Source organism: Curtobacterium pusillum (genome assembly GCF_013359865.1).
Classification (GTDB): domain Bacteria; phylum Actinomycetota; class Actinomycetes; order Actinomycetales; family Microbacteriaceae; genus Curtobacterium; species Curtobacterium pusillum.
Window position 1 is genome coordinate 169,533 of the sequence record NZ_JABMCE010000084.1, and the last position, 23,460, is coordinate 192,992.

Below are 23,460 nucleotides of genomic sequence, written 5' to 3' on the forward strand. Positions count from 1 at the left end.
AACTTTATGTTTGTGAGATAAAGCGCTCACAACTCGGTAAAGTGCCGTCATGGACAGCCTCAGGAACCCGTACACACCGAACGCAGGCGCAACTCCAGAGATCGTCGCCGGTCGACTCGAGCACACGCGTGCCTTCGAGGTCCTCCTCCAGCGCCTCATGCGTGGTCGAACTGAGCAGTCCATGATCATGACCGGCCTCCGCGGCGTCGGGAAGACGGTCCTCCTCAATGAGTTCGCTGACCTCGGTCGAGCCGCACGCTGGGAGATCGTCGAACTCGAGGCCAGCAAGCACGACGACGGTCAGTTCCGACAGACGATGGCCTCCCTCCTCCGGTCGGCGCTCCTCCAGATGTCCCCGAGGAAGCGATGGGGTGGGCGTGCCCGGCAGGCGGCCGAAGTCCTGACCTCCTTCGGGATGTCGGTCACGCAGAACGGCACCTGGTCAGTGTCCTGGGACGTCGAACCAGCGGAGGGACTCGGGGACCACGGCGATCTCGCGCTGGACCTCACAGACGTGCTCGTTGCCGTGGGACGAGCCGCACAGGACCAAGAGCGCGGTGTCGCGATCCTCGTCGACGAGGTCCAGTTCCTCCGGTCGGCGCAGCTCGAGGCCCTGATCCAGGCGCTCCACAAGACCGTCCAGCGGAAGCTTCCCATCACCTTCGTCGGAGCCGGACTCCCACAGATCGCCGAACTGGCGGGAGACGCCAAGTCCTACGCCGAGCGACTCTTCCGGTTTCCCGAGATCGGCTCGCTCGACGAGGACGACGCGCGGGAGGCTCTGATCCGACCCGCGGAACTCGAAGACGCAACCTACTCCGGCGAAGCCGTCGAACTCGCTCTGGAGATCACGAAGGGATACCCGTACTTCATCCAGGAACTCGGGTACCAGGCGTGGGAGATCGCTCCGGGGCCGCAGATCACGGCGGACGACGTCGATGCAGCACGGGAGGGCTACCTCGCCAAGCTCGACCGTTCGTTCTTCCGAGTCAGGCTCGACCGAGCGACAGCACTCCAGACCGCGTACCTCCGTGCGATGGCGGAGCTCGGGCCGTCCGCGCAGAAGGCCTCCGACGTCGCACGAGTGCTCCGGCGCGAGTCCACGCAGCTCGGCCCCACCCGCGCGGAGCTCATCGACATGGGCCTTCTGTACACGCCCGAGCACGGCTACGCGGCGTTCACCGTGCCGGACTTCGACCAGTTCATGCTGCGTGCCGTCCCGCAGCTGGTCATCCCGGAAGTCCGCCGCCGGCAGCGTCGGGAAACCGACGGAGCCGATGCCTGACTGGAGGCGCGGGGCGGGCCTGCGACGTTCCTCCAGTCCGTCAGGTGGTCACGCGTGGACGCGACGCGACAGGACCAGGTTCGCCACCGCGGCGAGCACGACGACCGCCGCCGACGCGGCGGACAGGAGCATCGCAGCCGACGCACCGTGCTGCTCCGCGACGTCACCGGTGATCGCCGACGCGATCGACTGCCCGACGATCACCGCGGACCCGAGGATCGTCATGGTGGTCGCCGAGCGGCCGACCGGCGAACGGTCCGACCCGAGGCTGTACTGCGCGACCAGGGTCGGGCCGATGCCGACGCCCATGACCGCGAGGACGACCCCCACGGCGACGACCGATCCCGCCTGCGAGAACGCGACCGCGCCCCCGAGCAGGACCACACCGAACACCAGCCAGCGCCAGCCGAGCCCGAATGCACGCGGGAACGCCGCGGAACCGAGGGCGAGTCCGGCGGAGCCGATGCCCATCAGGCCGTAGAGCAGCCCGGCCTGCGACGGCTCGCCGTAGGTCTCCATGAACGCCGTCAGCGAGGTGAGCGTCGAGCCGAAGAACAGGCCGACACCGAGGATCCCGACGACCACGACGACGAGCCGGGGACTGAGGAGTTCCCGGGCGGGCGCCTGCACGAGCTCCTCGTGACGCCCGACCACGAGCTTCCCGGTCGGGTGCAGGGCGAACGCGGTCACGAACACGAACGTCAGGGCCGAGGCTCCCGCGACCGCGACCCACGGCGCGATCGCACTCGCGAGGATCCCGACGAGGAACGGCCCGATGATGAAGACGGTCTCGTCGGCGGCGGACTCGTAGGCCATGGTGCCGCTGAGCACCTTGTCACGACGGGCGGGTGCCATCCGCTGCCCGATGATCGCGACCAGCCGCGTCCGGGACATCGGGGCGACCTGGGGCGCCGACGCACCGATGAAGAACGCCATCGCCAGCACCGCGACGTCGGGCGCGGAACCCTCGACCACGAACGGGAAGAGCCCGAGCAGCACGGCGTTGACCAGGCCGACGGGGACGAGCACGTTCCGCTGGCCGAACCGGTCCGCGGCTGCACCCACCATCGGGCCGAAGACCGCGGCGCCGATGCCGACGGACGCGGAGTTGATCCCGCCGAGCGCGACCGAGTCGCGCGCGGCCACGACGAGGGTGAGCACGCCGACGACCATCATCGCGAAGGGCAACCGCGCGATGAACGCGACGGGGAAGTACCAGCGTCCCGCGTGTGCGACCAGGGACCGGTCGTCGGTCGTCGTGGACGGGGTGGAACTGGTGTGGAGCATGGTGGTGTGCCTTCTCGGCCCGGCCCGCGAGCGGTGGGGCGGACCCATCGGGTGCCGCCGCTGTCCGCCGGGGAGCCGACGGCCGGTAGATACACACTGCGTTTGGTTGTGCGGTCCGAGGGTACCAGCGGTAACGGTTCGTCACCCGGCACCGCCGTCGCGACCGTGCTCCTATCGTGGCGCGCATGGAACAGCGACGCATGGGGCGGACGGGTGCTCCCGTCAGCGCGCTGACCCTCGGGACACGAGCTGTGGCAGCTGTCGCCGAGCGGGACGTCGACGATGCGGTGCGGCTCGTCCACGAGGCGCTCGGACGCGGTGTCACGGCGGTGGACGTGTCGGACGCCGACGGCGCGGGGCTGGCCGAGAGCACCGTCGGGGCCGCGCTCGGGGACCGGCGGGAGGACGTGTTCCTGGCGGTCCGGTTCGGGGACCCGGTCGACCGGGACCCGGCTCACCACGGCAACGGCCGGCGCTGGATGTTCCGCGCGGTCGAACGCAGCCTGGAGCGCCTCGGCACCGACGTCATCGACCTCTACCAGCCGGCGCACCCCGACCCGGCGACGTCCCTCGACGAGACGCTCGACGCCCTGGCGGACCTCGTGTCGCAGGGCAAGATCCGGGCCTTCGGCATCCCGGGGTTCCCGGCCGAGGAACTCGTCGAGGCGCAGTGGCTCGGGTCGGGCGGCAAGAGCGCCACCGCGACGCACGCCCCGTACTCGATCCTCACCCGGACGGCGGAACGCACCACCTTCCCGGTCGCCCGCCGTTTCGGCCTCGGTGTGCTCGCGGCGGCTCCCCTCGCCGGCGGCTGGCTCGCGGGTGCGTACCGGAACGGCACCGAGCAGCCCCGGTCGCCGCGGGTGGCGGAGCAGCCGCACGCGTACGACATCGGCACCCCGGCCAACCGCCGCAAGCTCGAGGTCGCCGACCGGCTCGGCCGGCTCGCGGACGAGGCCGGCCTGACCCTGCTCGAGCTCGCCGTCGGTTTCGCGTCGACACACCCGGACGTGTCCTCGGTGGTGATCGGCCCGCGCACGGTGTCGCACGTCGACGCCTACGCCCAGGCCGCCGAGGTGGCGCTCGACGACGACGTGCTCGACGCGATCGACGCGATCGTCCCGCCCGGGACCCACGTGCTGGAGCGTGACACCGGCGTGACGTTGCCCGGCCTCACGCGCGAGCGGCTCCGCGGACGCGTCCTCGCGCGCTGACCCGGGTCGCACGAAGGGCTCGTCGACCACGGGGTCGACGAGCCCTTCGTCGCGGGTTCAGCGGTAAGCGACAGCGCTCAGCGACGCGTGCGCCACGATGATCGGCAGCGCGAGGACGTGCGGCAGTCGGGCGGCCGCCCGCTCGAGACGACCGAGCACGGCGTCGAGCGCGAGCGGGGAGCGGACGGTGGTCTGCTGCAGGATCGTCGTCATGGCTGGTCCTCCGGGTCGGGAGCCGCCTTTCCGGCTCATGGAATCCAAAATATTGCAGGTCGTATTGCCTGTCAACTGTTATTTCTTCTCCCGATCAGGATTCGAGAAGCGCACCGAGGGTCCCGGCGGCAGGATGAGAACCACACCGACCAGGAGGAATGACCATGGCCACCACGAAGCAGTCCGACGCCGCCTTCACCGAGGAAGAGCGCGCAGCCATGAAGGAGCACGCCGCCGAGGTGAAGCGGGCGCGCAGCACGAAGGGCACGAAGGCCGAGAAGGCTGCAGCCGAGGCAGCGGCCGTCGTCGAGAAGATCGCCGCGATGCCCGAGCCCGACAAGGGCCTCGCGGAGCGCATCCACCGGATCGCCCTCGAGGTCGCGCCCGACCTCGCACCTCGGCTCTGGTACGGCATGCCCGCGTACGCGAAGGACGGCAAGGTCGTGTTCTTCTTCCAGGACGCCGCGAAGTTCAAGGCCCGCTACGCCACGCTCGGCTTCCAGGACCCCGCGCAGCTCGACGACGGGTCGTTCTGGCCGACGTCCTGGGCCGTCACGCCCGAGTTCTCGGAGGCGGACGAGGCGACGGTCGCCGAACTCATCCGCCGCGCGGTCGCCTGAACGGAGTCGGGCGCCGGCCCTGGCCGGGCCCCGGCTCCGGCCCCGGCCCCGGCCGTAGGATCTCGACCATGGTCGAGATCAAGCGCCCGAGCCCGACCGACCTCCTCACCATCGGCGAGGTCGTCGCCCGCACCGGTGTCGCAGCGTCCGCGCTGCACTTCTACGAGCGCAAGGGCCTCATCCACCCGGAGCGCACCGCCGGGGGCACCCGCCTGTACCCGAGGCACGTGGAACGGCGCATCGCGATCATCCAGGTCGCCAAACGGCTCGGCATCCCGCTCAGCGAGGTCGCCGAGCAGTTCGGCACCCTCCCGTCGGACCGGATGCCCTCCCTGCGGGACTGGAACCGTCTGAACGAGCGTTGGCGTGCACGGCTCCGCGCACGGCAGCTCGAACTGGAGCGCCTGCAGGAGGAGATGACGCAGTGCATCGGCTGCGGGTGCGTCTCGCTGAACGCCTGCCTGGTGATGAACCCGGGCGACCAGCTGGGCGCCGAGGGGCACGGTGCGCGGCGGTTGCTGCCGATCGAGGACGAGGTGCCGGAGGGCGTGGGCCGAGACTCGCACTGAGCGACGGTTCTCGCGCTCGCGGGCGCGAGAACGGTCGCCCACGGCGAGACTCGGGGCACCCACCGGGTGACGGCGTCGCCTACCGCGAGACGCGGGCCGCCTCCCCCGGGACCCGGGGCCGCAGGAACGGGATCCGCGGCATGAGCCAGTCGACCCACACCACCCGCACGCCCGGCGCGACCGCAACGGACCACAGGATCGAGGCCGCCGCGTCGGTGGGGTAGTGCACGGCGTCGATCGACACCGCGAAGAACACGCCGACGATGGCCACGACACCGAGCGTCACCGCCAGGTGGTGCCAACGCGAGTCGCGGAGCAGCCAGACGAGGGCGATCACGAACGCCGTGATGTAGACGGTGTGCCCGCTCGGATACCCCGGGTCGGGCTGCACGGCGAACGGGTGCGGGAGCACGCCGACGTCCGGCCTGGCCCGGTGCACGATCTCCTTCACCACCGCCGAGGGCACCCAGGTGATGGCGATCGTGCCGCCGAAGACCAGTGCCGGCCTGAGATCGCGGGCGCGCCACCAGATCACCCCCACGACGACCACCGTGATGCCGATCGCCGGCCCGGGACTGATGACGTGGTAGACCGCGGTGGTGAGCGCTCCGAGCGCCCCGGTGTGCAGGCCGTTGAGGGCCTTCGACAGCCCGAGGTCGACCGTCCCCAGCATGAACCCGACGACCGTGATCACGATGACAGCCGCGACGGCGAGCGTGACGGATGCGAGCGGGTACCGACTCGGATCGAGGATGCCGTTCACGTCGGACTCTCGTCGGTGCGGGCGGAGCGCTGCATCGGACATCCGCCCATCGTCGCAGGTGCACCGCCCTCGCCGGCACCGAGTTCCGTGACGGTCCATCAGAGGTCGCTCAGCGAACGCGGACGAACGGGACAGTGCCGCTCAGGACTCCGCGCCGCCTTCGGCGACGATGTCCGGCGCCGGGTCGAGCGATGCGCGCACCACGGCGGCGAGCGCCGTCACGATCTGGTCGAGACCGAGCGAGGGTCCGTCCCCGGCGATGTCCGGCGTGGCCGGGACGTGCACGAACCCGGCCCGGAAGCCCGCGCGCCCGGCGAGGGACATGAGTTCGTAGAACACCTGGTTGCACGTGAACGTCCCTGCGGTGTTCGAGACCGACGCGGGGACGCCGGCATCGCGGACGTCCCGCACGATCCGCTTGATCGGCAGCCCGCTGAAGGCCGCGGGGGCACCGAACGGGTCGATCGGCTCGTCCACGGGCTGCGCGCCCGCGTTGTCCGGGATACGGGCGTCCATCACGTTGATGGCGAGCCGCTCCGGCGTCACCGCGGCACGTCCGGCCGCGAGGCCCGTCGCGATGACGACCGCGGGCCGGTGTTTCGCGATGGCCGCCGCGAGCCGCGCACGCTCCTCCGCGAAGACGACGGGCAGCTGCTCGACCACGAGGGTCGCCGGCCCGTCCCAGGTCTCGGCGAGCCGCTGAGCGGCGTCCCACGACGGGTTGACCGCGTCACCGCCGAAGGGTTCGAAGGCGGTCAGCAGGACGGTCGGTTCGGTCACGGCAGCCACCGTCCCATCGTACGAAGCGGACGGACGGGAGGCACGGCGCCAGCTGGACCCGCGCCTCCAGTCCGTCGGATGGTCACCATCCCGGAGGCGGCTGCCGGTCGCGTCAGTCGTCGATGTCGAACACGACCACGCGCCTGCTGCCGCCCTGGATGAACGACGCGACGGGCTGGTGCTCCTCGTGCGGGAGGTACGCCTCGAGCGCCGTCCGGTCCCGGAAGCGCACGACGAGCATCCAGTCGAAACCGCCCTCGAGCCCTTCGGTGCTGACACTCTTCCCCGAGCGCACCGAATCCACGCCGTCGATGCGCGGCAGGTGCTCCCGCACGAGCGCGTCGGCGGGCGACGACAGGTCGCTGTCACCGTCCCCGTCCCCGTCCCACTCGACGAGGACCACATGTGTCGTTCCGGTCACGGCTCCTCCTCGTGCGGCCGCCTCGGTCGGACGGTCCCGCTGCGTCGAGCCTAGGTGGACGGAGGCGGCACCGAGCTCGGCCGGCTGTCCGAGCGCCCCGCACCGACGGACAGTGGCACGGAGCGCTCGTTGTGTCGATTCAGCGGTTTCGGCGGCTCCGACGTCGGTGCCGGAGGGTGGTGCCGACGGTGCATCCGCCAGCTCCGGCCGCGAGGGCGACGGCGAACGAACCAGCGACCTGATTGGACGTGCCGAGTGTTGCTGCCGCTACGGCGGCACCAGCGATGACCAAACCGACGGCGACGATGATGGCGAATGCGGGTCTGCTCAGAAGCTTGAACATGGTGCTCCCCTCAGGCGCAGCGCGGCTTCTCGTTGGCGGATCCCGGTCGGGGCCGGCGTCACACGGAGGCGCCGCCGAACACGAGATCGCGGACCTGTGCGGCCGCCCCGAGCGCCACGGCGTCGGAGCCGAGCGTCGACTGGGCCAGGCGGATCGGGGCGCCACTGACCGGGGGCTCCACCGCGATGGCCGCGGTGACGGCCGGCTCGAGCAGGTCCCACGAGCGGGCGATCCCGCCGCCGATGACGACCGTGGTCACGTCGAGGATCCCCGCCGTGAGCAGGGCGGCACGGGCGAGGCCCCATCCCGCGGTCTCGAACACCGCGGCCGCGTCGGGGTCTCCGTTCCGCGCGGCTTCGGCGACCTCGCGGGCCGAGGCCCGCCGGCCGGACCGCTCGGCGTACCGGTCGGCGATGCCGCGCGCCCCGGCGATGGTCTCGAGGTGGCCGACCTGGCCGCAGGTGCACGGGGCGTCGCCGAACCCGGGCACGTGTCCGATCTCCCCCGCGGCGCCCCGGGGCCCGGCGAACAGGGAGCCGCCGAGCACGAGCGCGCCGCCGACACCGGTTCCGAGCGTCATGCCGAGCACGTCGGCCTCCCCTGCGACGGCCCCCGCGGCGACCTCGCCGAGCAGGAACGCGTTCACGTCGTTGTCGAGCGTCGCGGGGACGCCCAGCGCCGAGGTCACCGCGTCCGTGACGCCGTAACCCGCCCAGCCGGTGAACGAGTTGCCGGTGACGAGCACGGTTCCCGTGGTCGCGTCGACCACACCGGCCGCGCCCACCCCGACACCCGTCAAGGAGGCGCGGTGCCGGTCGAGCAGTTCGGTCACCGCGCCGAGGGCCGCCGTGACGATCGCGGTGCCCCCCGCGTGAGCGGGCGTCGGCAGGTCGATGCGGTCGACGACGTCGAGGGTCGGCGTCGCCAGGAGCACCTTGGTGTTCGTCCCACCGACGTCGACACCGGCGACGAGGGCATCGGTCCCCCCGGAGATCACGCGGTCACCGCCGCGAGGGTCGCGAGCCGCTCGGTCCGGCGCTGCCGTTGCACGATCGGATCGGGGACGGGCACCGCGGCGAGCAGGCGCCGGGTGTAGTCGGTCGTGGGGTGCATGAGCGTGGTGTCCGTGGTGCCCTGTTCCTCGACGACGCCCTGGCGCATCACGACGACGCGCTCGGCGAACTGCTGCACGACGGCGAGGTCGTGCGAGACGAAGAGGCACGCGAACCCGAGGTCGCCCTGCAGCTCACGGAGGACCTCGAGCACGGTCTCCTGCACGCTGACGTCGAGCGCGCTGGTCGGTTCGTCGGCGACGAGCAGCCTCGGGGCGAGCACGAGCGCCCGGGCGAGCGAGACGCGCTGCCGCTGCCCGCCGGAGAGCTCCCGGGGCGCACGCGACGCGAGGGCCGTGGGCAGCCGGACGGCGTCGAGCACCTCGTCGATGCGCTTCCGCCGGTCGGCGGAGGACATGCCCCGGCGGTGCACGGCGAGCGGTTCGGCGATGCACTCCGCGACGGACATCCGAGCGTCGAGCGACGCGACGGGGTCCTGCAGAACGACACCGATCCCGGAGCGGAGCGCCCGGCGGTCCCGCCCGCGAGCCGTGCGAAGGTCCGACCCGAACAGGTGCACGCTCCCCGATGTCGGCTTCACGAGACCGAGCGCGACCCGGGCCGCGGTGGACTTGCCCGAGCCGGACTCCCCGACCAGGCCGACGGTCTCGCCGGCGTGCACGGCGATGTCGATGCCGCGCAGGGCGTGGACGGCGCGCGCCCCGCGCCCGAACGTCACCGAGACGTCCCGCAGGTCGACCACCGGGGCCGTGTCGCGCCTCCCGTCCGATGCCGACGTCGTGACCGCAGCCGCAGCCGCAGCCGCCGGCGCACCCGCCACCGCGAGCCGCGGCACCGCCGCGAGCAGGCGCTTCGTGTAGTCGTGCTCCGGCCGGAGCAGGACGTCCTCGACGCTGCCGGTCTCGACGATCTCGCCCTGCAGCATCACCGCGACCCGGTCCGCGAAGTCCGCCACCACGCCCATGTTGTGCGTGACGAGCAGGACGCCCGTGCCGGTGTCCGCCGCCAGGCGACGGAGCAGCTCGAGGATCTCGGCCTGCACCGTCACGTCGAGCGCGGTCGTCGGTTCATCGGCGATGAGGAGCTTCGGCGAGTTCGCGATCGCCATCGCGATGACCACGCGCTGCCGCTGACCGCCGGACAGCTGGAACGGGAACGCCCGTGCCCGCGCGGCCGGCTCGGGGATGCCCACCCGGCCGAGGAGCTCCACGGCGCGGGCCGCGGCGTCCGATGCCGAGACCTCGCCGTGGTTCCGGACGACCTCGGCGATCTGCGCGCCGACGCGGGTGAGCGGGTCGAGGGCGGTCGCGGGCTCCTGGAAGACCATCGAGACGGTCGAGCCGCGCAGCTTCCGGAGCTCGGGCTCGCCCGCGTCGACGACCTCGTGGCCGTCGACGACGGCGCTGCCGGTGGCGGTGGCGTTGCCGGACAGCAGGCCCATCGCGGCGAGCGCGACCGTGGACTTGCCGGAGCCGGACTCCCCGACGAGCGCGAGGGTCTCGCCGGGTTCCACGTGCAGGGACACGCCGCGGACGGCGTCGACGGTGCCGGACTCCGTGCTGAAGGTGACCCCGAGGTCGGTGGTGGTCAGGATGGACATCAACGGCCCCTCACGTCGAAGGCGTCCCGGAGCCCGTCGCCCACGGCGTTGAACGCGCAGACGACGAGGATCACGGCGAGACCCGGCGGCACGATGAGCCACCAGCGTCCCGAGTAGGCGGCGGTGAGTCCCGCCGAGAGCATGCCGCCCCAGTCCGTCGCCGGGGCCTGGACCCCGAGGCCGAGGTACGAGACGTAGGCGACGAGGAGGATCGCGTCGGCGACCTGGAACGTGGCGGCGACGACGATCGTGGAGACCGAGTTCGGCAGCAGGTGTCGACCGATGGCGCGCGCGTGCGAGCCGCCGATCGCGCGCAGGGTCAGGACGTAATCGCGGTTCTTGAGCGTCAGGGTCTCGGCGCGGATGAGGCGGGAGGGCACCAGCCACGACACGAGGCCGAGGATCACGATGAGGCCCCACACGCCCGGGGTCGTGATCGCGGAGATGACCAGCAGGATGAACAGCGCCGGGATGGCGATGCCGGCGTCGACCACGCGCATCATCACCGCGTCGACCCAGCCCCCGACGTACCCGGCGACCGAACCCCACAGCGTGCCCACCACGGTGGCGAGGACGCCCGCCGCGATGCCGACCATGAGCGACACCTTGCCGCCGAACATCAGGCGGCCGAGGACGTCGTGCCCGACCGCGTCGGTGCCGAGCAGGTGTGCGGCGCTCGGTCCGAGGTTCGCCTGGGAGAGCTGCGTGTGCGTCTGGTCCGTCGGGTAGAGGAACGGTCCGACGAAGCAGAACAGCACGATGACGACGATGACGACGAGGCCGATCACCGCGAGGGTGTTGTGGCGGAAGCGGCGGACGGCGAGTCGCCAGCCGGTCGCGGCGACGGGCTGCACCAGGGACGCGGCCCCGGGCGCTTCGGGTGCGAGCTGTGCGGTCATGCGCGGGCTCCCATCACGTCGTTGGTGGACGCGGTATCGATGATCGACGCGGCGGTCATGCGCGGCCTGCCTTCACTCGGGGATCGATCAAGGACTGCGCGACGTCGGCGAGGAGCGTGCCGACGACCGTCGCGATCGAGATGACGAGGACGCACCCGAGCAGGGTCGGATAGTCCGACGACTGCGCGGCGTTCCAGAACAGGAGCCCCATGCCGGGGTAGTTGAACAGCTGCTCGGTGACGAGCGCCCCGCCGAACAGGACCGGCAGGTAGTACCCGAGCATCGCGACCACCGGGGTGAGCGAGTTCCGGAACACGTGCCGACGCAGGATCGTGACGGTCGACGCCCCGCCGGCACGGGCGGTGCGGACGTAGTCCTCCTGCAGGTTCTCGAGCGTCGAGGCCCGCATGTACCGGCTGAACACGGCGATCATCGCGAGGGCGCCGGTGACCACGGGGAGCACGAGCCCGGCGGGGTCCTGGAAGACCTCGGTGAGGGTGTTGCCGCTCGGCGCCTGGGACGGCAGCCACGGCAGCTGCTGGCTGAACACGATGATGAGGACGAGCCCGAGGAAGAACGCGGGCGTGGAGTAGAAGACGAACGCCAGGGCGGTGGCCGCGTAGTCGACCGCGCCGTTGCGTCGGACCGCCTGCCACATCCCGACCGGGATCGCGATGACGAGGCCGAGCACGGCGGACATCCCGGTGAGGACGAGCGTCTTCGGCAGGCGCTCGGCGATGAGCTGCGACACCGGCTCGTTGAGCGTGTAGGAGGTGCCGAGGTCGCCGGTGAGCAGGCGTCCGAGGAACCGGAGGTACTGCACGGGCAGCGGCTGGTCGAGCCCCTGCGACTGGTTGAACGCGGTGATCTGCGCGGGCGTCGCGGAGACCCCGAGGACGCCGCGGGCGGGACCGCCGGGCAGCGCGTGCAGGAGGCAGAACACGACGATCGTGACGATGAGGACCACCGCGAGCGCCTGCAGGACGCGCCTGGTGAGGTAGAGAACTGTGGTCATGCGGCTTCCGATGGTCGGATGGTTGCGTGGGCCGTTCGGGAGGCGCGGTGCGGGGCGGACCCGCACCGCGCCTCCCGAACGTGGGCGCGTCAGCGCCTCACTTGCTCCACTTCCACTGGGCGGGGTGGAAGTTGGCGAGCGAGTCCTGGTCGAACCCGGTCAGCCCCTTCTTGACGACCGAGATCTGGTAGTCCGGCTCGGGCAGCCAGATCACGGGCAGGTCCTTCGCGACGGCGGCGCTGTAGTCCTGCACGGCGGTCGAGTCGGTCGAGGTGGTCGTCGCGTCGATGAGGGCGTCGACCTCCTTGTTCGAGTAGCTCCCGAAGTTCGCCGAACCGCCGGTCGAGAAGAGCGCCTCACCCGTCGGGTAGGCCGGGAAGTACCAGCTGCCCGCGGTACCGAAGAACGAGAGGTCCCAGTCGCAGCTGGCCTCGTCGCTCGTGCAGGTGGGCGTCTGCGAGAGGACACTCGACACGGGCGCCGTCTTGATGGTGAAGCCGATGCCGGTCTTCGCGAGCGAGGACTGGATCGCGCTCATCATGTTGTCGGTGACGGTCGAGCCGGACTGCGAGAGCACCTGCATGGTGAACTTCGTGCCCTCCTTCACGCCCTCGCCGCACTGACTGTCGGACGTGCCCGGGTCAGTGCAGACCATCGTGCCGTTCTTCTCGGTCCAGCCGTGGCTGGTGAGGAGGTCCTTGGCCTTCGAGGTGCTGAACGGGTAGGGGTTCGACTTCTGCACGTCGGAGACGTAGTCGGACTCCTGCGCCTGCGGGATCGGTCCGTAGGCCGACGTTGCGGTGCCGTTGAAGACGACCTTCGACAGGGACTTCTGGTCGATCGACATCTGCACGGCCTGACGGGCGTACAGCTGCTTGAACACGGCGCCCATCGTCGGGTTGTTGAAGTTGTACGGCATGTACGTGATCGCCCACCCGGTCCACGGCTCCACGTCGTAGCCCTTCGAGGTGAAGGACGACTTCTGGTCCATGTCGGTGGCGTTGATGTAGCCGTAGTCGACCTCGCCCGAGCGGACCGCGTTCACCTCGGCGTCGGACGTGGTGAACGGCAGCAGGTTGACCGTCGTGATGGACGGCTTCTCACCGCCGTCGTACTTCTTGTTCGCGGTGAGGGTGACCTTGCCGGCCGTGGTGAAGGACTTGACGCCGTACGGTCCGGAGATCGTCTTCCACAGGTCGTCCGAGGCGTAGTCGGAGATCTTGCCCGCGGCGGTGTTGAGGTACTTCCACACCTGCTTGGCGCCGGCGGTGGTCTCGTCGGCGTCGGACACCTTCGCGTCGGCGCTCGTCTTGTCCCACGCGTGCTGGGGCAGCGGGATGATGTAGCTCAGCTGGTTGGCGAGCATCCAGTCGGAGTTGTACGCCTTGTCGAACGTGATCGTGAAGTGCGTGTCGTCGACGGCCTTGAACGAGGTCCAGTTGTCCGGAGCCTTGCCCTCGGAGTAGGAGCCCCACTGGTCCTTGTTCGCCTTGATCAGGTTGAACCAGAACTCGACGTCGCGGCTCGTGATGGCGTCGCCGTCCGACCAGTGCCGGTCGCCGAGGGTGACGGTGACGCTCTTGCCGTCCTCGGCGAACTTCGCGTCCGTCGCGACGGACCCGGCCTTGTTCCACGCGATCTTGCCGGTGGAGCCGTCGTACGCGACGAGCGGCTCGTACAGCGACTGGGCGATCGAGCCGTTGTTCGTGTTGAGGTGGGCCGCGGTGCCGATCGGCAGGATCCAGTTCGGCGTGAAGTTGGCGGGCAGCGCGTAGTTGATCTCGTCGGACGATCCCTGCGAGGCGTTGCCGCCTCCGGAACAGCCGGCGAGCAGGGCGCTCACGGCGACCACTGCTCCGGTCAGGAGCGCCCAGCGACGGGGCTTGGACATGCGGTGTCTCCTTGTGCGAGGGACTTCGGGGAGGTGGTGCACGCGTGCCGGTCGGCACACGCACAGTCAATGGCCAAACCGATTGGAAAAACAAACATCTCCATGTAAAAACTGCGTTACTGCGGAACGGACGAAAGGGTCGCCGCTGCGTTCCGCCCCGTAGGCTCGCCGCAGATCGGGTCGTCCGGTCCACTTCCGCCCGGATTGGAGAAAGTCGTGCCGGACCTCAGTGCCCGCGTCCTCGAGCTCGTCGCCTCGGGACAGGCCTCCAGCCGGACCGAGATCGCGACCCTGCTCGGTGCCGCGCCCTCGACGGTGTCGCACGTGGTCTCCCAGCTGCTGTCGCACGGACTGCTCGCCGAGGAGGGCACCGACGTCTCCACCGGCGGCCGACCTCGCAAGGTCCTCCGCATCGGTGGTGTCGACGAGTACGCGGTCGCCGCCGACGTCGGCGGAGGGCACGCGCGCATCGGCATCGTGCTGCCCGGAGGCGCGCTCGAGTCGGTCGCGAACGTCCCGTTCGCGCTCTCCGACGGTCCGACCGCGGGGCTCCAGCGGCTGGCTGCGCTGCTCGAGCGGCTCGCCGACGAACGCGGTCGCGACGGACTCCGGGGCGTCGGGCTGAGCCTGCCCGGCCCCGTGGACGTCGAGGCCGGCGTGGTCGACCTGCCGAGCCGGATGCCGGGATGGAACGGGTTCCCCGTGGCCGCCTGGCTCGCCGACCGCTTCGGCCTGCCCGCGATCGTCGACAACGACGCGAACTGCATGGCGGCCGGGGAGCAGACCGTGCAGGACCCGGGGCGACGGCAGACCATCACGATCAAGGCCGGGTCGGCGATCGGCGCCGGGATCGTCATCGACGGACGCCTCTACCGCGGCTCGACGGGGGCCGCCGGGGACATCACCCACGTGCGGATCGACGCCGCCGGGGACACCCCGTGCTCGTGCGGCAACACCGGGTGCCTCGAGACCGTTGCGTCCGGTGCCGCGCTCGTCCGGATCCTCTCCTCCTCGGGAGTGGACGTCACGTCCACCGCCGATGTCGTGCGCCTGGCCTCGGACGCCCACCCGGAGGCCACCCGGGCCGTGCGCCTGGCCGGCCGGTACCTCGGCGAGGTCCTCGCCGCGAACGTGAACTTCTTCAACCCCGATGCCGTGTACCTCGGCGGCATCCTCTCCACCCTCGACCCGTTCATCGCCGCCGTGCGCAGCCAGCTGTACGAGAGCTGCCACCCGCTCATGACGCAGCACCTCGCCATCGAGCCGGTGTCGCTCGGCGCCGACGCGGGCCTCGTCGGTGCCGGCCAGTTCGCGCTGCAGCGGGGCCTCGCCGCCTCGCTCGAGGAACTGTCCGCACCCATCCCCCAGTCCACCACCAGGAACAGGAGCGTCCGTGTCTGACCACGTGTCCGCAGCACCCGCCACCCGCCGTCCGGTCGTCGCGATCGCCGGACTCGCCATCGAGACCTCGACGTTCACGCCGACGCGGACCCACGCACCGGCGTTCCACCCGGACCGCGGCGACGAGGTCGTGGCGCGGTACCCGTTCCTCGGACCGCTGTCGGAGCGTGCGGAGTTCCGCGGGGCGCTCATCGGGCACTCGCTGCCCGGCGGGATCGTCGACCGGGCCTCGTACGAGGAGCTCGCGACCGAGATCGTCTCGCGGCTGCGCGCCATCGTCGAAGCCGAGCCGGTGGACGGGCTCTGGTACGACATCCACGGCGCGATGGTCGTCGAGGGGCTGGACGACGCCGAGGCCGATCTGCTCGGGCGCATCCGCGCCGTGATCGGCCCGGACGTCATCGTGTCCGCCTCGATGGACCTGCACGGCAACGTCACCGCCGAGCTCGCCCACCAGGTCGACCTCGTCACCTGCTACCGGATGGCCCCGCACGAGGACGCCCTCGAGACGAAGGAGCGCGCGGTCCGGAACCTCGTCGACGTGCTCACCACCCGTCCGGTCGGAGCGCAGCGCCCGATCAAGGCGTGGATCCCGATCCCCGTGCTGCTGCCGGGCGAGCAGACCTCGACGCGCATCGAGCCCGCCGCCTCGCTGTACGGGCAGGTACCGCAGGTGGAGCGGACCGAGGGCGTCCTCGACGCCGCGATCTGGGTCGGTTACGCGTGGGCGGACCAGCCCCGCGACCGTGCGGTCACGGTCGTCACCGGGTGGGACCGGGACATGGTGGCCGCCGGCGCCGAACGACTGGCCCGGGCGTTCTGGGACGTCCGGGAGGACTTCGCGTTCGTCGCGCCGACGGGCTCGTTCGACGAGTGTCTCGCCGCCGCGCTCGCTCCCGGCGCCGCCAAGCCGTACTTCATCTCCGACTCCGGCGACAACCCGACCGCTGGCGGCTCCGGCGACATGACGTGGGGCCTGACGCAGGTGCTCGCGCGACCGGAGTTCCGGGACGGCTCCGGCCCGGTCGTGATCTACGCGAGCGTCCCGGGCCCGGCCGCCGTCGCCGCCGCGGTGTCGGCCGGTGTCGGTGCCACCGTGACCGTCACCGCCGGTGCCGAGGTGGACGACATCCACGCCGGCCCCATCACGATGACCGGACGTGTGCACGCGATCAAGCACGGTGACCGCGACGCCGAGACCGAGGTCGTGCTGCAGGTCGGCAGCGTCTACGCGATCCTCACGAAGCTCCGGAAGCCGTACCACCACGAGCACGACTTCACGGACCTCGACCTCGCCCCGCGGGACGCCGACATCGTCATCGTGAAGATCGGGTACCTCGAGCCCGAGCTGTTCGACATGTCCGCCGACTGGATGCTCGCGCTCACACCGGGCGGGGTCGACCAGGACCTCGAGCGGCTCGGGCACCACAGGATCGAGCGGCCGATGTTCCCCTACGATCGAGAGTTCCCCGAGGCCCCGGACCTGACCGCCAGGATCATCCCCGCCTCGGACCAGCCACTCGGAGCCGTTCGATGACCCCTGCCCTCGAGATCGCCGTCACCTCCCCCGCGGGGGCGATCGTCGCGCGTGACGGGGGCGCCGACCGCGTCGAACTGTGCGTCGGCCTCGAGCTCGGCGGGCTCACCCCGTCGCAGGCGCTCGTCGAGATGACGCACGAGACGGGCATCCCCGCACACGCCCTCGTCCGGTGTCGCCCCGGTGGCTTCGTGCACGACCGCGACGAGGTGGAACTCATGGAGCGGGAGATCCGGACCGTCCTCCGCTCCGGAGCGACCGGGGTCGTCGTCGGAGCCCTGCGGGAGGACCGCACCCTCGACCAGGACGCCCTCCGTCGCTTCGTGGACGCCGCCCGCTCGGTCAGCGCCACCGCGGAGATCACCCTGCACCGGGCGATCGACCACGCGGCGGACCCCGTCGCGGCCGTGGGGCCGCTCGAGGCGCTCGGGTTCACCCGCGTCCTGACCTCCGGCGCCGCCCCGACCGCGGTCGCCGGCTCCGGCACCATCGCGCGCATGGTCGAGGCGGCCGGGCACGTGCAGGTCATGGCCGGCGCCGGGGTCACCCCCGCTGACGTCCAGGCGCTCGTCGCGACCGGAGTGGCCGCGGTGCACCTGTCGGCGAAGCGCCCTGCCCCGGACAGCGCCCACGCGGGCGTGCCGATGGGCGGCGCGGACGACGGTTCCGCGCACTTCGTCACCGATGCCGAGGTCGTCCGCGCCGCCCGCACGGCGCTCGACGCACACTGACCGCTCCGCCCCGTCGCCGCACGCGAATCCCCACCGCACCTGCTGAGGATGCGGTGGGGAGCACGGCGAGCCTGCCGTCAGGGGGCCACCCGGAAGAGCCTGGAGTTCGGCAAGATGTGGTCTCGCCACCGGGCCGAGAACTGCATCGCGGGCGTGAAGCAGTTCCGGCACCCCGACGTCGGCGAATTCGAGCTCGCGTTCGAGGTCCTGACACCGCTGGACGACTCGGGACACCGCGTGCTCATGTACACCGCGCCGGAGCACAGCGACGGAGCGGCCGAGCGCCTCGCACTGCGCGGCCGGGACGACGAGACCACGGTCCACGCGACGGCTCGCGTCCAGCGCTGACAGGACGGACTGGAGGCGTGTGGACCGGTCTCAGGCCGGGATCGACGGCCGATCCGCGCGCGCACCGCTGTCGCCCCTGAGTGAGCGCATCAGCGGATTGCTGCACTGTCCCAGAGGGTCCGCACGTAGCGCGCGATACCGCTGAGGAAGGGGCTTGCCACGAGAACGGTAACCGTCAGCATTGTCGTGGCTTGCAGGGAGAGGAACACCTCAAGCCACAGCGGGACGAACGCGCCAATCGCCCATGCCACGGCGAGGATCGCGGCGATCGCCGGAAGTATCCGCAGCTGCCCTTCTGAGCTGCGCCAGGTGATGATCGCGCAGGCCGCGAACCCGAGCGGAACAAGCGCCTGCAACGCGGTCGAAAGCGGGAACCACAGGGTTAGCGCGAGGGCCGGGGACTGAGCCAGCGCGAACCCGACCACGGCCGCTGCAGCGATGCCGCGTGCAAGATCGTCTGTTCGCACAGCGAGTCCCGCGCACACCACCGCCGCAAGCATCACCACTGCGACGATGAACGGTGCTACCCCGGAGCCGAGCAGGTGGAAGCCGGCGAATCCGAGCGTGTTATCCACGGCGAGAATGGTGCTGCCGAGCGCTGCGATCGTGGCGGTGCTCACGGCTGCTGTGCGGGCGATGGCGGGGGTGGACGTGTTCGTCATGGGGTTCCCTCGAGTGGGTTCACGGTGTCGCGGACATGGTCGTATGTGGCCACGCACTTCGCCTTGACGCGGGGGCCAATTGTTGAGAGCGCCGCTATCCACCGCTCGGTGTCCGGTATTTTCCCGATCCGTGTCCGCCCGAGGTCGTCGATTGCTGCGTGCAGCTCGGCGGTGACGCCCGGGAACAGGGTCTCGTACTGCTTCGCCGAACCGCTGCGCTTGCCTGGATGCTTCACGTACCGTTCCCCCTCGCTTGCGACGAAGCGAGCGCAGGTGGTGAGGTAGTCCTGCTCCGCTGTCAGCCTCGCGGGGACACCGAGATCGCTGGCGATCTTCGGTGCATCCTTGGGGACGTTCAACGCGTTGACGACGCCGGGCGGTCCGATGACGTACCAGTTCTGGCCGCGCGCGACTGCGCGCTCGGTATTGATGGTGTCGCTCCAGTCCTCGAGCGTCTGTTGAACCGAGGCCGCGTGAGCGTAGACGCGGACGAAAGTTGAGTCGGCACCGTCGAAACAATCGAATCCTCGCATTGCATCCCAGAACGCGAGGTCATCCAGCCATGCGTCGGCATCTGCGCAAGGCACAGAGCGGCGTAGCTGGTCAGCGATCGACTGCATCGATGTCACGCTGAGCGCCGGCTCGGTCGGACGGGAGCTCGGGTCCGCAGTTGTCGCCGTTCGTGGCTCATCGGGTGCGCAACCCGACAGAATGGCTACGGCGACGCAGCCCGAGGCGATGACCCCGAGGCTGCGTCGCCGCATGCCGTGGCGTGTTACTGCCACTGGACGCCAGCCCACCCGGCGCCGGTGAGGCCCTTCATCTTCTTGGTGCCCGCGACGTTGCCCCACGGAACGTTCTTCGTACGACCCGTGCCGCAATCAAGTGCGGTCCACGTGGGTGCGTGCTTGGAGTTGAAGGACTTCCCCCAGATGCAGGGGTTGGCGTTGCCCTGGTGCTTATACCACTTGTACGTCGCCTGCGCTGATGCATTCCAACCGATCACGCTGCAGCCGTTGAGAGACTCGCTCATGACCGCTACGACCGCGAACGCACGGTCCTTGCAGTCACCCGACAGCGTCCCGGGATCGTCTCCGACAACTACAACCTCGCCGTTGGGGTCGAAACCATCATCGACGACCACATTCGGCGGGATCGAGACTCCCGCGCTGTTATCGCTCGCAGCAGCATTCGCGGGGACGGCTGTGACCAGCGCCGACGCTGCGACAGCGGCCGATACGAGAGCCGCGGAGAGCGCGTTGATCTTCTTCATTTCTCACCTTCGAGTCGCCGGTGACGTTTTACCGGATGCGCACAGCATGCATGATCTCGGCGCGGCCGGCAAGTCGCTTGCTCGGCGGAGATCACCCGAGCTACCGCAACCGCTTTCGATGACGAAGGCATCACCGCCGAGCGCGCCCGACTCGTCGGCTGACCCGCCAGGGCTGCGACCTCACATGAACGGACCGCGACGGGGTCCGCTGCACGGAAAGGTGACATCTGATCTGGCCTGCGCGGGAGGGCGGCCCTGGAAGGACGCACTCGTGCCCGAGCCTTACCGGCGGGAATTCCGCGACGATGTCAGGGAGTTGTCGGGAAACCAGCTGATCGCCATGCTCAGCGCTCGTAGGTGCCCAACTCGTCGGATGGTGCACCAGGATCGTCGACAGCGAAGGACTCCTCGACGTCTGCGACGCTCCAGTCGAGGAGCTTGGCGATGAGCTTGGCGGTGATCTCACCGGCGCGGTACGCATCGAGATGGGCGCTCACTAGGGGCCAACCGGGCCGGGTCTCACCAGCAGATTGAGCCAGCTCAAGGTACTCGGCGGCTTCTCGACGACGAACACCGGGCGGAACGAATGCCCTGCCGGTGATCAGCCAATCGACGCTCCGTCGACCGACATGGGCAACGCGCGCCAGTTCGAGCGACGAGAACCGTCGCCGTCCGGAGAGGGACTTCGACGGCTTGGTGGAGTCGATACCGATCGCTGCGGCGAATTCCGCGCGTCCGAGGCTCGACTCGGCGATCACGGACTCTACGCGCTGTTCCCCTGTCTGATCCACACGACGTGTGTGCGCTGGTTGCGACAATTCCGACTGGTGAGATCCCGCATTTCAGAGCGGGCGGTTGCGATTCGTGACACTCACCGGACCACCTCGGCGTACTGTCCGACCATGCCCGCTCTCATCGACACGTTCACCCTGTCCAACGGCCTGCACATCCCCAAGATCGGCTTCGGCACCTGGCAGATCCCGTCCGGCGGCGACGCCTACGACGCGACGAAGACCGCCCTCGACCTCGGCTACCGGCACATCGACACCGCCCTCGCGTACGGCAACGAGGCGAGCGTCGGCAAGGCCGTCCGGGACAGCGGTGTCCCGCGTGACGAGGTCTTCATCACGACGAAGCTCCCCGCCGAGGTCAAGACCGCGGACGGTGCGCGGTCGGCGTTCGAGGAGTCGAGCCGCAACCTCGACCTCGGCGAGATCGACCTGCACCTCATCCACGCGCCGTGGCCCTGGGGCGACATCGGTTCCGACCACCGCGACGGCAACGTCGAGGTGTGGAAGGTGTTCGAGGAGCTCTACGACGCCGGCCGGACGAAGAGCATCGGCGTCTCGAACTTCGCCGTCGGCGACCTCGAGGACCTGCTCGGCCGGACCGATGTCGTCCCGCACGCGAACCAGATCCGCTGGTTCATCGGCAACACCCAGGACGAGACCACGGCCTTCGACCGGGAGCACGACATCCTCACCGAGGGGTACTCGCCGCTCGCCACCGGCGGCCTGCTCGAGAACGCCGAGATCCGTGACATTGCGGCGAAGTACGACAAGTCCGTCGCGCAGGTCGCGATCCGCTACCTGCTCGAGAAGGACGTCCTGCCACTGCCGAAGTCGACGACGCCGTCGCGCATCGCGGAGAACGCCGACGTGGACTTCGTCCTGTCGGCGGAGGACGTGGCCGCGCTGGACGCGCTGCAGGACACCACCGACTGACGCGACACCCCGGGCCTCGGGAACACGACACCCCGGGCGCCGGTTGCAACGAACGGTGCCGCAGCCAGCGACACGCCAGCCAAGGAGGCCACCATGACCACCACCGAGACCGCCATCCTCGCCGGCGGGTGCTTCTGGGGAGCGCAGCAGCTCCTCCGTCGCCGACCCGGCGTCATCAGCACCCGCGTCGGCTACTCGGGCGGCGACGTCCCGAACGCGACGTACCGCAACCACGGCGACCACGCCGAGGCCGTCGAGATCGTGTTCGACCCGTCGGTGATCTCGTACCGGGACCTGCTGGAGTTCTTCTTCCAGATCCACGACCCGTCGACGAAGGACCGCCAGGGCAACGACATCGGCCGCAGCTACCGTTCGGCGATCTTCTTCACGTCCGACGAGCAGAAGCAGGTCGCCCTCGACACGATCGACGACGTCGACGCCTCGGGCATCTGGCCGGGCAAGGTCGTGACCGAGGTCACCGCCGCGGGCCCGTTCTGGGAGGCCGAGGACGAGCACCAGGACTACCTGGAGAAGAACCCGCACGGGTACACGTGCCACTTCGTGCGCCCGGGCTGGAAGCTCCCCCACCGGGACGACGCGACAGCGTCCGTCTGACGCTCACCCACTGACGGACTGGAGGCGCGGTGCCAGCTGGCGCCGCGCCTCCAGTCCGTCTCGGGGGGGTCTAGGACCAGACGCGCCCCGCGATGTCGACCACGCTGCGGACCTTCGCCCACTGCTCGTCCTCGGACAGCACGTTGCCCTCCTCGGTGGACGCGAACCCGCACTGCGGGCTGAGCGCGAGCTGCCCGAGCGGGGCGAACTCGGCGGCGTCCCGGATGCGCTGCTCGATGACGGCCGGGTCCTCGAGCTCTCCCGTCTTCGAGGTGACGAGGCCGAGCACCACGACCTGGTCGCCCTCGGGCAGGAACCGCAGGGGCTCGAAGCCGCCGGCGCGGTCGCTGTCGTACTCCAGGAAGTACCCGTCGTACCCGGTGTTGCCGAGCAGCTGCTCCGCCACCGGCTCGTACCCGCCGGACGCGATCCACGTCGACCGGAAGTTCCCGCGGCACACGTGCGTGGTGACGACGAGGTCCTCCGGTCGGCCGTCGAGCACTCGGCGGATGATCGACGAGAACCGCTCCGCTATCCCGTCCGTGTCGATCCCGCGCTCGCGGGCCTTCTCCATCTCGACGTCCGAGCAGGCGTACGCCCACGCCGTGTCGTCGAGCTGCAGGTACCGGACGCCGGCGGCGTACAGCGCGGCGATCGCATCGCGGTACGCCTGCACGAGGTCGTCGGTGATCGCGTCACGGTCGGCGTAGTGGTCCGTGCGGATCTGGTCGGCGTCCAGGCGGAAGTCGAACACCGTCGGCGAGGGGATCGTGAACTTCGCGGTCAGTCCGCGCTCGGCGGCCTCGGCCACGACGAACGCGGCGTCCTCGACGAAGGGGTGGTCCGCGGGGAACGACACCGGCCCGGTGACCCGCATGCCCTTCGGCGTGGTGGTCACTCCCTGGAACGCGATGCCGTGGTCGAGCTCGACGACCTCGACGCCGGACAGGCCTCCCCAGAAGTCGAGGTGCCACCAGGCGCGACGGGCCTCGCCGTCCGTGGCGACCTCGAGGCCGGCGGCCTGCTGAGCGTCCATGAGGGCACGCACGGCCTCGTCCTCGACGGCGCGGAGGGCTGCGGCGTCGATGCGGCCCTCGGCGACGGCTGCGCGTGCCTCCTTCACGGCGGTGGGGCGGAGGAAGCTGCCGACGATGTCGGCTCGGAACGGCGGGCGCGGAGACATCCGTCGATGATAC

At 70.4% G+C, this 23,460-nt stretch carries 25 protein-coding genes; 10 read left to right on the top strand and 15 right to left on the bottom strand.

What is annotated here, in order from left to right; all coding sequences use genetic code 11:
* Positions 1 to 49: 49 nt before the first annotated feature.
* A complete protein-coding gene (locus HP507_RS14255; protein ID WP_175352451.1) occupies positions 50 to 1,285 on the top strand; it encodes an ATP-binding protein in 1,236 nt (411 codons plus the stop codon).
* Between the two features lie 48 nt (positions 1,286 to 1,333).
* Here the strand turns inward: HP507_RS14255 and HP507_RS14260 are convergent, their stop codons facing one another.
* Complete coding sequence (locus HP507_RS14260; protein ID WP_175352452.1) at positions 1,334 to 2,572, bottom strand: MFS transporter; 1,239 nt, start codon at positions 2,570 to 2,572, stop codon at positions 1,334 to 1,336.
* Positions 2,573 to 2,757: 185 nt separating this feature from the next.
* Here HP507_RS14260 and HP507_RS14265 point away from each other — a divergent pair, with 185 nt between their 5' ends.
* A complete protein-coding gene (locus HP507_RS14265; RefSeq protein ID WP_175352453.1) occupies positions 2,758 to 3,786 on the top strand; it encodes an aldo/keto reductase in 1,029 nt (342 codons plus the stop codon).
* A 57-nt stretch (positions 3,787 to 3,843) separates the two neighbouring features.
* On the opposite strand, the gene HP507_RS14270 is transcribed toward HP507_RS14265, so the two are convergent.
* Complete coding sequence (locus tag HP507_RS14270) at positions 3,844 to 3,999, bottom strand: hypothetical protein (RefSeq protein ID WP_175352454.1); 156 nt, start codon at positions 3,997 to 3,999, stop codon at positions 3,844 to 3,846.
* Positions 4,000 to 4,157: 158 nt separating this feature from the next.
* On the opposite strand from HP507_RS14270, the gene HP507_RS14275 reads away from it, so the two are divergent.
* Positions 4,158 to 4,619 carry an iron chaperone gene (locus tag HP507_RS14275; RefSeq protein WP_376984940.1) on the top strand — a complete coding sequence of 154 codons (462 nt, stop codon included), beginning with the start codon at positions 4,158 to 4,160 and terminating at the stop codon, positions 4,617 to 4,619.
* A 68-nt stretch (positions 4,620 to 4,687) separates the two neighbouring features.
* The gene (soxR, locus tag HP507_RS14280) at positions 4,688 to 5,188 is read left to right on the top strand and encodes a redox-sensitive transcriptional activator SoxR (RefSeq protein ID WP_175352456.1); all 501 of its coding nucleotides are present in this window, start codon (positions 4,688 to 4,690) and stop codon (positions 5,186 to 5,188) included.
* Between the two features lie 79 nt (positions 5,189 to 5,267).
* On the opposite strand, the gene HP507_RS14285 is transcribed toward soxR, so the two are convergent.
* From HP507_RS14285 to HP507_RS14320, 8 genes are all read right to left on the bottom strand, one after another.
* Positions 5,268 to 5,993 carry a phosphatase PAP2 family protein gene (locus HP507_RS14285; RefSeq protein ID WP_175352457.1) on the bottom strand — a complete coding sequence of 242 codons (726 nt, stop codon included), beginning with the start codon at positions 5,991 to 5,993 and terminating at the stop codon, positions 5,268 to 5,270.
* Between the two features lie 99 nt (positions 5,994 to 6,092).
* Positions 6,093 to 6,740 carry a pyroglutamyl-peptidase I gene (gene pcp, locus HP507_RS14290; protein ID WP_271207341.1) on the bottom strand — a complete coding sequence of 216 codons (648 nt, stop codon included), beginning with the start codon at positions 6,738 to 6,740 and terminating at the stop codon, positions 6,093 to 6,095.
* Between the two features lie 103 nt (positions 6,741 to 6,843).
* Positions 6,844 to 7,152 carry a Dabb family protein gene (locus HP507_RS14295; RefSeq protein ID WP_217508807.1) on the bottom strand — a complete coding sequence of 103 codons (309 nt, stop codon included), beginning with the start codon at positions 7,150 to 7,152 and terminating at the stop codon, positions 6,844 to 6,846.
* 401 nt (positions 7,153 to 7,553) lie between these two features.
* A complete protein-coding gene (locus HP507_RS14300) occupies positions 7,554 to 8,492 on the bottom strand; it encodes an ROK family protein (protein ID WP_271207342.1) in 939 nt (312 codons plus the stop codon).
* Positions 8,489 to 10,168, bottom strand: a complete 1,680-nt coding sequence (locus HP507_RS14305; RefSeq protein ID WP_175352458.1) for a dipeptide ABC transporter ATP-binding protein — start codon at positions 10,166 to 10,168, stop codon at positions 8,489 to 8,491. Before HP507_RS14305 ends, HP507_RS14300 begins: the two co-directional genes overlap by 4 nt.
* Positions 10,168 to 11,067 carry an ABC transporter permease gene (locus tag HP507_RS14310; protein WP_175352459.1) on the bottom strand — a complete coding sequence of 300 codons (900 nt, stop codon included), beginning with the start codon at positions 11,065 to 11,067 and terminating at the stop codon, positions 10,168 to 10,170. Before HP507_RS14310 ends, HP507_RS14305 begins: the two co-directional genes overlap by 1 nt.
* A gap of 55 nt (positions 11,068 to 11,122) precedes the next feature.
* The gene (locus tag HP507_RS14315) at positions 11,123 to 12,082 is read right to left on the bottom strand and encodes an ABC transporter permease (protein ID WP_175352460.1); all 960 of its coding nucleotides are present in this window, start codon (positions 12,080 to 12,082) and stop codon (positions 11,123 to 11,125) included.
* Positions 12,083 to 12,179: 97 nt separating this feature from the next.
* Positions 12,180 to 13,973, bottom strand: a complete 1,794-nt coding sequence (locus HP507_RS14320) for a peptide ABC transporter substrate-binding protein (RefSeq protein ID WP_175352461.1) — start codon at positions 13,971 to 13,973, stop codon at positions 12,180 to 12,182.
* 216 nt (positions 13,974 to 14,189) lie between these two features.
* On the opposite strand from HP507_RS14320, the gene HP507_RS14325 reads away from it, so the two are divergent.
* From HP507_RS14325 to HP507_RS14340, 4 genes are read left to right on the top strand one after another with little or no spacing between them, the layout of a single operon-like run.
* Complete coding sequence (locus HP507_RS14325) at positions 14,190 to 15,374, top strand: ROK family protein (RefSeq protein WP_175352462.1); 1,185 nt, start codon at positions 14,190 to 14,192, stop codon at positions 15,372 to 15,374.
* The gene (locus HP507_RS14330) at positions 15,367 to 16,911 is read left to right on the top strand and encodes a M81 family metallopeptidase (RefSeq protein WP_175352463.1); all 1,545 of its coding nucleotides are present in this window, start codon (positions 15,367 to 15,369) and stop codon (positions 16,909 to 16,911) included. Before HP507_RS14325 ends, HP507_RS14330 begins: the two co-directional genes overlap by 8 nt.
* A complete protein-coding gene (locus tag HP507_RS14335; protein ID WP_175352464.1) occupies positions 16,908 to 17,642 on the top strand; it encodes a copper homeostasis protein CutC in 735 nt (244 codons plus the stop codon). Before HP507_RS14330 ends, HP507_RS14335 begins: the two co-directional genes overlap by 4 nt.
* A 48-nt stretch (positions 17,643 to 17,690) precedes the next feature.
* Positions 17,691 to 17,990 (top strand): MmyB family transcriptional regulator, encoded by a 300-nt coding sequence (locus HP507_RS14340; RefSeq protein WP_175352465.1) that lies wholly within the window; start codon positions 17,691 to 17,693, stop codon positions 17,988 to 17,990.
* Positions 17,991 to 18,079: 89 nt separating this feature from the next.
* Here HP507_RS14340 and HP507_RS14345 read toward each other — a convergent pair whose 3' ends face one another.
* The 4 genes from HP507_RS14345 to HP507_RS14360 form a co-directional block, all read right to left on the bottom strand.
* Positions 18,080 to 18,652 carry a hypothetical protein gene (locus tag HP507_RS14345; RefSeq protein WP_175352466.1) on the bottom strand — a complete coding sequence of 191 codons (573 nt, stop codon included), beginning with the start codon at positions 18,650 to 18,652 and terminating at the stop codon, positions 18,080 to 18,082.
* Entirely contained in the window at positions 18,649 to 19,272 is a 624-nt protein-coding gene (locus HP507_RS14350) for a hypothetical protein (protein WP_175352467.1), read from the bottom strand. Before HP507_RS14350 ends, HP507_RS14345 begins: the two co-directional genes overlap by 4 nt.
* Before the next feature lie 155 nt (positions 19,273 to 19,427).
* Positions 19,428 to 19,925 (bottom strand): hypothetical protein, encoded by a 498-nt coding sequence (locus HP507_RS14355; RefSeq protein WP_175352468.1) that lies wholly within the window; start codon positions 19,923 to 19,925, stop codon positions 19,428 to 19,430.
* Positions 19,926 to 20,269: 344 nt separating this feature from the next.
* Positions 20,270 to 20,683, bottom strand: a complete 414-nt coding sequence (locus HP507_RS14360) for a hypothetical protein (RefSeq protein ID WP_175352469.1) — start codon at positions 20,681 to 20,683, stop codon at positions 20,270 to 20,272.
* Between the two features lie 144 nt (positions 20,684 to 20,827).
* Between HP507_RS14360 and HP507_RS14365 the strand changes: the two genes are divergently transcribed.
* Together HP507_RS14365 and msrA are read left to right on the top strand one after the other, a co-directional pair.
* Entirely contained in the window at positions 20,828 to 21,649 is an 822-nt protein-coding gene (locus tag HP507_RS14365) for an aldo/keto reductase (protein WP_175352470.1), read from the top strand.
* 93 nt (positions 21,650 to 21,742) lie between these two features.
* A complete protein-coding gene (gene msrA / locus HP507_RS14370; protein WP_175352471.1) occupies positions 21,743 to 22,264 on the top strand; it encodes a peptide-methionine (S)-S-oxide reductase MsrA in 522 nt (173 codons plus the stop codon).
* A 70-nt stretch (positions 22,265 to 22,334) separates the two neighbouring features.
* On the opposite strand, the gene HP507_RS14375 is transcribed toward msrA, so the two are convergent.
* Positions 22,335 to 23,447, bottom strand: a complete 1,113-nt coding sequence (locus HP507_RS14375) for a 5-methyltetrahydropteroyltriglutamate--homocysteine S-methyltransferase (protein ID WP_175352472.1) — start codon at positions 23,445 to 23,447, stop codon at positions 22,335 to 22,337.
* Positions 23,448 to 23,460: the final 13 nt, after the last annotated feature.